We start from the raw sequence: 6,420 nt of genomic DNA on the forward strand, positions 1-6,420 counted from the left end.
GGGTTGTTTGGGGGAGCGGGAGCCCCCCCCCGAACGTCGTGAGCGCGGGAGTACCCCTTCCCTCCTGGGCGGGGGCACTCGCGCGTGTCAGGACCGGGAGGCGCCGGGGTCCTGGTGGTGGGCGGCGATGCCGAACCTGCGCTGTTCACCCGCAGCGGACGCCAGCCGGCCGCCGCTGGAGACCGAGCTGATCACCGGCCCCTCGGCCGCGTCCCGCAACGCCTCGAGTTTCTCCAGGTCAGCGGCGGAGACCAGGGCGACGAGCGGCTTGCCGTGGCGGGTGACGACCACGCGCTCGTCGCCGTAGACGACACGGTTGATCAGATCCGCGAGCTCTGCGCGCGCTTGCGTCACCGGAATCTCATAGGCCATGCTCCTCATCTTACGGCCTGTACGTCCTGTACATTTTTTACAGAAGGAGGAGCGCCATGGAGAACGGCACGCGGACCTCGATGCGGTACGTCCTTCCGGAGTTCACGGAGCGCACGAGCTTCGGCACCCGCACCCTCGACCCCTACTCGAAGCTGCTCCAGGAGCGGATCGTCTTCCTGGGCACGGCGATCGACGAGACCTCGGCCAACGACGTCATCGCACAGTTCCTGCACCTCGACTACGCGGCCCCGGAGCAGCTGATCAGCCTCTACATCAACTCCCCCGGTGGCTCGATCAGCGCCATGACCTCGGTCTACGACACGATCCGCACGGTCTCGTGCGAGGTGGAGACCACCTGCCTCGGCCAGGCCGTCGGCCCGGCCGCGGTGCTCCTCGCCGCCGGCTCGCCCGGCCGCCGGATGGCCCTGCCGGGCGCCCGGATCGTGCTCCAGCAGCCCGAGCTCGACGAGCCGTTGCAGGGGCAGCCCAGCGATCTCGACATCCAGGCCCGGGAATTGCTGCGGCAGCGCGAGCTCGTCGCCGGGCTGCTCGCCGAGCACACCGGCCGGGACCGCGCCCGGATCGACGCCGACATCGACCGGACGACGGTGCTCGACGCCCCGGCGGCACTCGCGTACGGCCTGGTGGACCACGTGGTCCGCGACCGCCGCGGGTCGGCGGGCCACGGGGAGCGGTGAGGCCGCCGTGGTGCCGGAGCTGCCGCCGCTGCCCGCTCTGACGCGCGCCGAGGGCGAGTTCGTGGACGCGTACCTCGAAGTCGTCGATCTGCTGGGAAGGATCAATCCATCCAGGACATCGCATACTTATGGGGCACTGCGCGCGGCCCAAGCCCTGGTCGGGCGGGCGACGGCGCTCCGGGACGCGCTCACGCTCATGCACATGCGGGGCGAGAGCGAGGTCCACACGGACACATTGGCGCGTGCGCTACGGGTGTTGGACGGGGAACGGCGATCGGACCGGGTCACCGTCCGCGAAGAGCAGACGAGTTGACACCTTCGCGTGTCGTGTCGAGGTCCACTCGGGGCACGGAAACCGCAGGATCACTCCCTCGTTCGGCGTAGTAGACGAATCGACATAGAGCTCAGGTGAGTTGCGCAACAGGTGTACGCATCTGGCGGAATCGAACGTTCCGTCGCTGGTGGCGGGCTCGTCGGCCAAACCTCGGAGATCAAGAAATCCGACTGTCCACCCGTATGGATCAGTCGTGAGGAGCCTCACATATCGCTGTTTCAGCTCGGATTTCGGCCTGTGTGTGGGTCAAGATCCCTGTCGACGACAAGCCCCCGCCACCCGAGGCGGGGCGGTCCGGGCGGACGCCGAGTCCTGCCGCCGTTCCGGACGTCTGGTCGACAGGAGTGGATCGGCAGGAGTGGAGGACCCGAGCAACACGGGACGTCCGGGCAGTGGGGACGTTCCTCGGGGTGAAGCCGCGACAGCGGCCGGGCATCTTCGCCTGCCCGAACCCGACAGGTCATCCTTCACAGGCGGCTGACGAAGGGTTGCGCATGACTGCGCAGATTCATGTCCCGTCCCTGCTGTCCCGGGCCGGAGCCGTCTCGGCTCTCACCCTCGCCGCCGTCGGCGGCACGCTGCTCGCCCCAGGAGCGGCTTCGGAGGCCCAGGCCGCGACCTCGTACGCCGACAAGGCGTTGAACGTCGCCGCCTCGAAGAAGGGATCGCCCTACAAGTACGGCTCGGCAGGCCCCACCAGGTTCGACTGCTCAGGCCTCACGCTCTACTCGTACAAGAAGGCGGGCAAGACACTGCCGCGCACGGCGCAGCAGCAGTACAACAAGACCCGGCACGTCTCGGCGTCCAGCCGGCAGAAGGGGGACCTGGTCTTCTTCCATTCCGGCGGAAGGGTCTACCACGTGGGGATCTACGCGGGTAACAACAAGATCTGGCACTCACCGAAGACCGGTTCGTGGGTGAAGCTCGACAAGATCTGGTCGTCGAAGGTCCTGTACGGCCGGGTCCGCTGACCGGCCTGACCGCGTGACGGGCCCGACCCGCACGACCCGCTGAACGACCCGCAGGACCCGCTGAACGACCCGGGAGGAGCGCCGGAGGCGCCCCGTCCCCTCCTCCCGGCCGTTCACACCGCAGACGCCTCGCGGGGCACCGCCACCGGCCACGGCAGGCTGATCGAGACCGTCTTGCCGCCCTCCGGGGTGGGCGCCACCGAGAGGCGGCCCCCCGCCTCGGCGGCCAGGTAGCGGATGATCACCATCCCCCGCCCGTTGTCCTGCTGCACGGCGGCGGGCAGCCGCTGCGGCCATCGCGGATGGCTGTCGGTCACCCCGATGCGCAGCCGCTCCTCCCGCTCCAGGCGGATGTCGACCGTGAAGGTCGGCGACTGGCCGAACGTGTGCTGCACGGCGTTGGTCGCCAGCTCGGACACGATCAGCCGGACCGCGTCCGCCGTGTCCGTCGCCTCGTCCAGCCCCCAGGAGGCGAGCACCTCGGCGACGTACTTCCGAGCGGCGGAGACCGAAGCGGGATCGCTCGGCAGCGTGACGGTTGCTTCCTGGTGGTCTGCCATGGCGACGCCGTCCCTTTCCCACCGGGCCCCGCCCGGATTGCGCTTCGCGTCAGACTGCCACCGATGCCGCCGCGACGGGCGGCGATCCACCAGATATACGGATATCTGTCGCCCGAAGCAGTGAACCGTGCGACGGGCGAGCGGATATCCACGCGGCGGGCGCGAACGGTTGCGAGAACGCCCGGACGCGCCCCTTCCGCGCGTTACGACACGAAGCCGATGACACCGAACCCCGGGCGGGACTCCACGTGACGGAGCCAGCCGATGACGTCCATCACCGCGTCGACGACCTCCGGATCGAGCGGCGGCGCGTGGCCCTCCGCCTTCGTCCGCTCGAACTGCTCCAGCGCCGCCAGGCACTCCTCGTGCGTCCACTCGCCGCACCGCGGCAGGTCGTACCGGGGCAGCGGGTCGGGCATCCCGCCGCCGTAGCCGAACTCCGCGACCGACACCGCCGTGATCCGCAGTGCCGTCAGACCCTCGTCGACCATCTCCAGCCAGTCCCCGCGGAACGGCGAGAAGGAGGAGTTGTCGAGGAAGGAGCCGGTGAGCGAGCACAGGCGCTTGTACGCGTAGCCGTACTGGAAGACATGGTGCCGCTGCGCCTCGAAGGGACCGCCGTGCACCACCGTGCGCAGTGCCTCGTACGCGCTGGGCGCGCCGTCCTCGATCTCGGAGGAGAACCAGTCGTCGTCGTGCGCGAGCTGATCGGCGAAGCGCTCGCGGATGATCTCGAGCAGCTGCTCGTCACCGGAGCCGACGAGGGCCCGCGCCGCCTTGGGGTCGATCAGGTACACGCTCAGGGAAGAACTCATGCGGTCAACCTAGCGACCGGCACTGACAACGTGTGACCGGCCGTCAGTCCGCCGTCCCGGCCGCACCGGTCGGCGCGGTACGGACGATCGTCGCCACGGCTCGCTCGATCTGTGCGTCCGTCAGGTCCGCGCGCGCCGTCAGGCGCAGCCGGGAGATGCCGTCCGGCACCGACGGAGGCCGGAAACAGCCCACGCCGAGGCCCAGTTCACGGCAGTCCGCCGCCCACCGCAGGGCCTCGTTCGGTCCCGGCGCGCGCACCGAGACCACGGCCGCGTCCGGGCGTACGGCGACGAGGCCGGCCTCCGTGAGCAGGCGGTGCAGGGTGCCCGCAACGGTACGGGCCCGGGCCGCGAGGGCCGGCTCGGCAGCGATCAGGCGGAGGCTCGCGAGGGCGCCGCCCGCCGCGGCGGGCGCGAGCCCGGTGTCGAAGATGAAGGTGCGGGCCGCGTTGACCAGGTGCTCGATCACCCGGGCCGGGCCGAGCACGGCACCGCCCTGGCTGCCCAGGGACTTGGAGAGCGTGAGCGTCGCGACCACGTCCGGGTCGCCCGCGAGCCCCGCCTCGTGGACGGCGCCGCGCCCGCCGTCGCCGAGCACGCCGAAGCCGTGGGCGTCGTCGACGACCAGGCCCGCTCCGTGCTCCCGGCAGGCCGCCGCGAGTCCGGCGAGCGGCGCCCTGTCGCCGTCCACCGAGAAGACGGAGTCGCTGACGACGAGCGCCCGGCGGCCCGGGTGCGCGGCCAGCGTCTTGGCCACGGCCGCCGGGTCGGCGTGCGGGACGACCGCCGTCTCGGCCCGGGACAGCCGGCAGCCGTCGACGATCGAGGCGTGGTTGGCGGCGTCGGACACGATCAGCCCGTCACGGGCGGACAGCGCGGTGAGCGCGGCCAGGTTCGCCGTGTAGCCGGAGGAGAAGACGAGTGCCGCCTCGAAGCCGCAGAACTCGGCGAGTTCGCGTTCGAGCCGGGCGTGCAGCCGGGTCGAGCCGGTGACGAGGCGCGAGCCGGTGGAACCCGCGCCCCAGCGGCGGGCCGCCTCGGCCGCCGCGCCGGTGATCTCGGGGCGGTGGGTCAGGCCGAGGTAGTCGTTGCCCGCGAGGTCGAGGAGGTCGGACTCGGCGGCGCGCGGGCGCAGGGTCCGTACCAGCCCCGCCTCGGCGCGCCGGCGCGCGGCGGCCTCGGTCCAGCCGAAGGCGGCCCGGCGCGGGTCCGTGCCGTCCCGCGGGTCCCCGGTCGGGGCCGACACGTCCTGCGGGTCCTCGGCGTACGGCGGCATGGCGGATCCTTTTGTAGGCAGCGCACAGACCCTAACCGGATCCGGCCGAGGTCAGGGTGTGGCCATACACACACCTCAAACGACGGCGTTTGTTCGGATCCTCCTTGGCCGCGGGGCGTGCCGTAGGCCAGGATCAGCGCTTATGGACCTGCTGAACACGCTGGTGGAGAAGGGGCTGCGGCGCGAGTCGCCGACCCGTGAAGAAGCGCTCGCCGTGCTGGCGACCTCCGACGACGACCTGCTCGATGTGGTGAGCGCGGCCGGCAAGGTGCGCCGTCATTGGTTCGGGCGCCGGGTGAAGCTGAACTATCTCGTCAATCTGAAGTCCGGTCTCTGCCCCGAGGACTGCTCGTACTGTTCGCAGCGGCTCGGCTCCACGGCCGGGATCCTCAAGTACTCCTGGCTGAAGCCCGACGAGGCCTCGGCCGCCGCGGCGGCCGGCGTCGCGGGCGGCGCGAAGCGGGTCTGCCTGGTGGCGAGCGGGCGCGGCCCGACGGACCGGGACGTCGAGCGGGTCGGCAGGACCATCGAGGCGATCAAGGAGCAGAACGAGGGCGTGGAGGTGTGCGCCTGCCTCGGTCTGCTCTCCGACGGCCAGGCGGAGCGGCTGAAGGAAGCCGGCGCCGACGCGTACAACCACAACCTCAACACGTCCGAGGGGACGTACGGGGAGATCACCACCACCCACACCTACGCGGACCGCGTGGACACGGTGCGGAAGGCGCACGGCGCCGGCCTCTCCGCCTGCTCCGGGCTGATCGCGGGCATGGGCGAGACCGACGAGGACCTGGTCGACGTGGTGTTCGCGCTGCGCGAGCTCGACTCGGACTCGGTGCCGGTCAACTTCCTCATCCCGTTCGAGGGCACCCCGCTCGCCAAGGAGTGGAACCTCACCCCGCAGCGCTGTCTGCGGATCCTCGCGATGGTGCGGTTCGTCTGCCCGGACGTCGAGGTGCGGATCGCGGGCGGACGCGAGGTCCACCTGCGCTCGATGCAGCCGCTGGCGCTGAACATCGCCAACTCGATCTTCCTCGGCGACTACCTCACGAGCGAGGGCCAGGCCGGCAAGGCCGACCTGGAGATGATCGCCGACGCCGGCTTCACCGTGCTCGGCGCCGAGGAGCGTGCGCGGCGGGCCACGGCCGACGACGGCGCCCCGGCCGGCGGCTGCTGCGCCGGCACGGACGGCGCCGGCTCGTGCGGCTCCGGTGCGGCCGTCGCCTCGGAGGCCGGGGCCGCGGAGGACGCCCGACCCGACACGGGCGCCGAGGGCACCGTGAAGCCCGAGCTGCGCCGCCGGGGCGCGGGCACGGCCGAGCCCGCCAACGCCTGAACGCGCCGTGACCGTGACGGTCAGCGCGTCATGTCGGCGCGCTGACCGCCGTCGTCGGGAG

The 6,420-nt window shown here is 71.4% G+C and carries 8 protein-coding genes and 1 riboswitch; of the genes, 4 read left to right on the forward strand and 4 right to left on the reverse strand.

The genetic code is table 11. From position 1 onward, the window contains the following. Positions 1 to 87 precede the first annotated feature (87 nt). Positions 88 to 372 carry a type II toxin-antitoxin system Phd/YefM family antitoxin gene (locus ACFWJO_RS36905; RefSeq protein WP_384419220.1) on the reverse strand — a complete coding sequence of 95 codons (285 nt, stop codon included), beginning with the start codon at positions 370 to 372 and terminating at the stop codon, positions 88 to 90. Between the two features lie 56 nt (positions 373 to 428). Here ACFWJO_RS36905 and ACFWJO_RS36910 point away from each other — a divergent pair, with 56 nt between their 5' ends. The 3 genes from ACFWJO_RS36910 to ACFWJO_RS36920 all read left to right on the forward strand — a co-directional run bounded on the left by ACFWJO_RS36910 (position 429) and on the right by ACFWJO_RS36920 (position 2,375). Continuing rightward, positions 429 to 1,070, forward strand: a complete 642-nt coding sequence (locus ACFWJO_RS36910; RefSeq protein ID WP_386872471.1) for an ATP-dependent Clp protease proteolytic subunit — start codon at positions 429 to 431, stop codon at positions 1,068 to 1,070. Between the two features lie 7 nt (positions 1,071 to 1,077). Next, positions 1,078 to 1,383 (forward strand): hypothetical protein, encoded by a 306-nt coding sequence (locus tag ACFWJO_RS36915; RefSeq protein WP_386872473.1) that lies wholly within the window; start codon positions 1,078 to 1,080, stop codon positions 1,381 to 1,383. Positions 1,384 to 1,697: 314 nt separating this feature from the next. After that, positions 1,698 to 1,895, forward strand: a riboswitch (cyclic di-AMP (ydaO/yuaA leader). Between the two features lie 3 nt (positions 1,896 to 1,898). Further along, on the forward strand, positions 1,899 to 2,375 hold the full coding sequence (locus ACFWJO_RS36920) for a C40 family peptidase (protein WP_386872475.1): 477 nt from the start codon (positions 1,899 to 1,901) through the stop codon (positions 2,373 to 2,375). Positions 2,376 to 2,488: 113 nt separating this feature from the next. Here the strand turns inward: ACFWJO_RS36920 and ACFWJO_RS36925 are convergent, their stop codons facing one another. The 3 genes from ACFWJO_RS36925 to ACFWJO_RS36935 form a co-directional block, all read right to left on the reverse strand. Continuing rightward, entirely contained in the window at positions 2,489 to 2,935 is a 447-nt protein-coding gene (locus tag ACFWJO_RS36925) for an ATP-binding protein (RefSeq protein WP_386872477.1), read from the reverse strand. A 203-nt stretch (positions 2,936 to 3,138) separates the two neighbouring features. Then, positions 3,139 to 3,750 carry a hypothetical protein gene (locus ACFWJO_RS36930; RefSeq protein ID WP_386872479.1) on the reverse strand — a complete coding sequence of 204 codons (612 nt, stop codon included), beginning with the start codon at positions 3,748 to 3,750 and terminating at the stop codon, positions 3,139 to 3,141. Positions 3,751 to 3,793: 43 nt separating this feature from the next. After that, the gene (locus ACFWJO_RS36935) at positions 3,794 to 5,026 is read right to left on the reverse strand and encodes an 8-amino-7-oxononanoate synthase (protein ID WP_386872481.1); all 1,233 of its coding nucleotides are present in this window, start codon (positions 5,024 to 5,026) and stop codon (positions 3,794 to 3,796) included. A gap of 142 nt (positions 5,027 to 5,168) precedes the next feature. On the opposite strand from ACFWJO_RS36935, the gene bioB reads away from it, so the two are divergent. Then, positions 5,169 to 6,359 (forward strand): biotin synthase BioB, encoded by a 1,191-nt coding sequence (gene bioB / locus ACFWJO_RS36940; protein ID WP_386872483.1) that lies wholly within the window; start codon positions 5,169 to 5,171, stop codon positions 6,357 to 6,359. Positions 6,360 to 6,420 lie beyond the last annotated feature (61 nt).

This window comes from Streptomyces sp. NPDC127092 (assembly GCF_042722475.1).
Lineage (GTDB): Bacteria > Actinomycetota > Actinomycetes > Streptomycetales > Streptomycetaceae > Streptomyces.

Bases quoted from the DNA above. Each gene is read 5' to 3' on its own strand.
- ACFWJO_RS36935 (WP_386872481.1), bottom strand. From the start codon at position 5,026: ATGCCGCCGTACGCCGAGGACCCGCAGGACGTGTCGGCCCCGACCGGG.
- ACFWJO_RS36930 (WP_386872479.1), bottom strand. From the start codon at position 3,750: ATGAGTTCTTCCCTGAGCGTGTACCTGATCGACCCCAAGGCGGCGCGG.
- ACFWJO_RS36920 (WP_386872475.1), top strand. From the start codon at position 1,899: ATGACTGCGCAGATTCATGTCCCGTCCCTGCTGTCCCGGGCCGGAGCC.
- ACFWJO_RS36925 (WP_386872477.1), bottom strand. From the start codon at position 2,935: ATGGCAGACCACCAGGAAGCAACCGTCACGCTGCCGAGCGATCCCGCT.
- bioB (WP_386872483.1), top strand. From the start codon at position 5,169: ATGGACCTGCTGAACACGCTGGTGGAGAAGGGGCTGCGGCGCGAGTCG.
- ACFWJO_RS36905 (WP_384419220.1), bottom strand. From the start codon at position 372: ATGGCCTATGAGATTCCGGTGACGCAAGCGCGCGCAGAGCTCGCGGAT.
- ACFWJO_RS36910 (WP_386872471.1), top strand. From the start codon at position 429: ATGGAGAACGGCACGCGGACCTCGATGCGGTACGTCCTTCCGGAGTTC.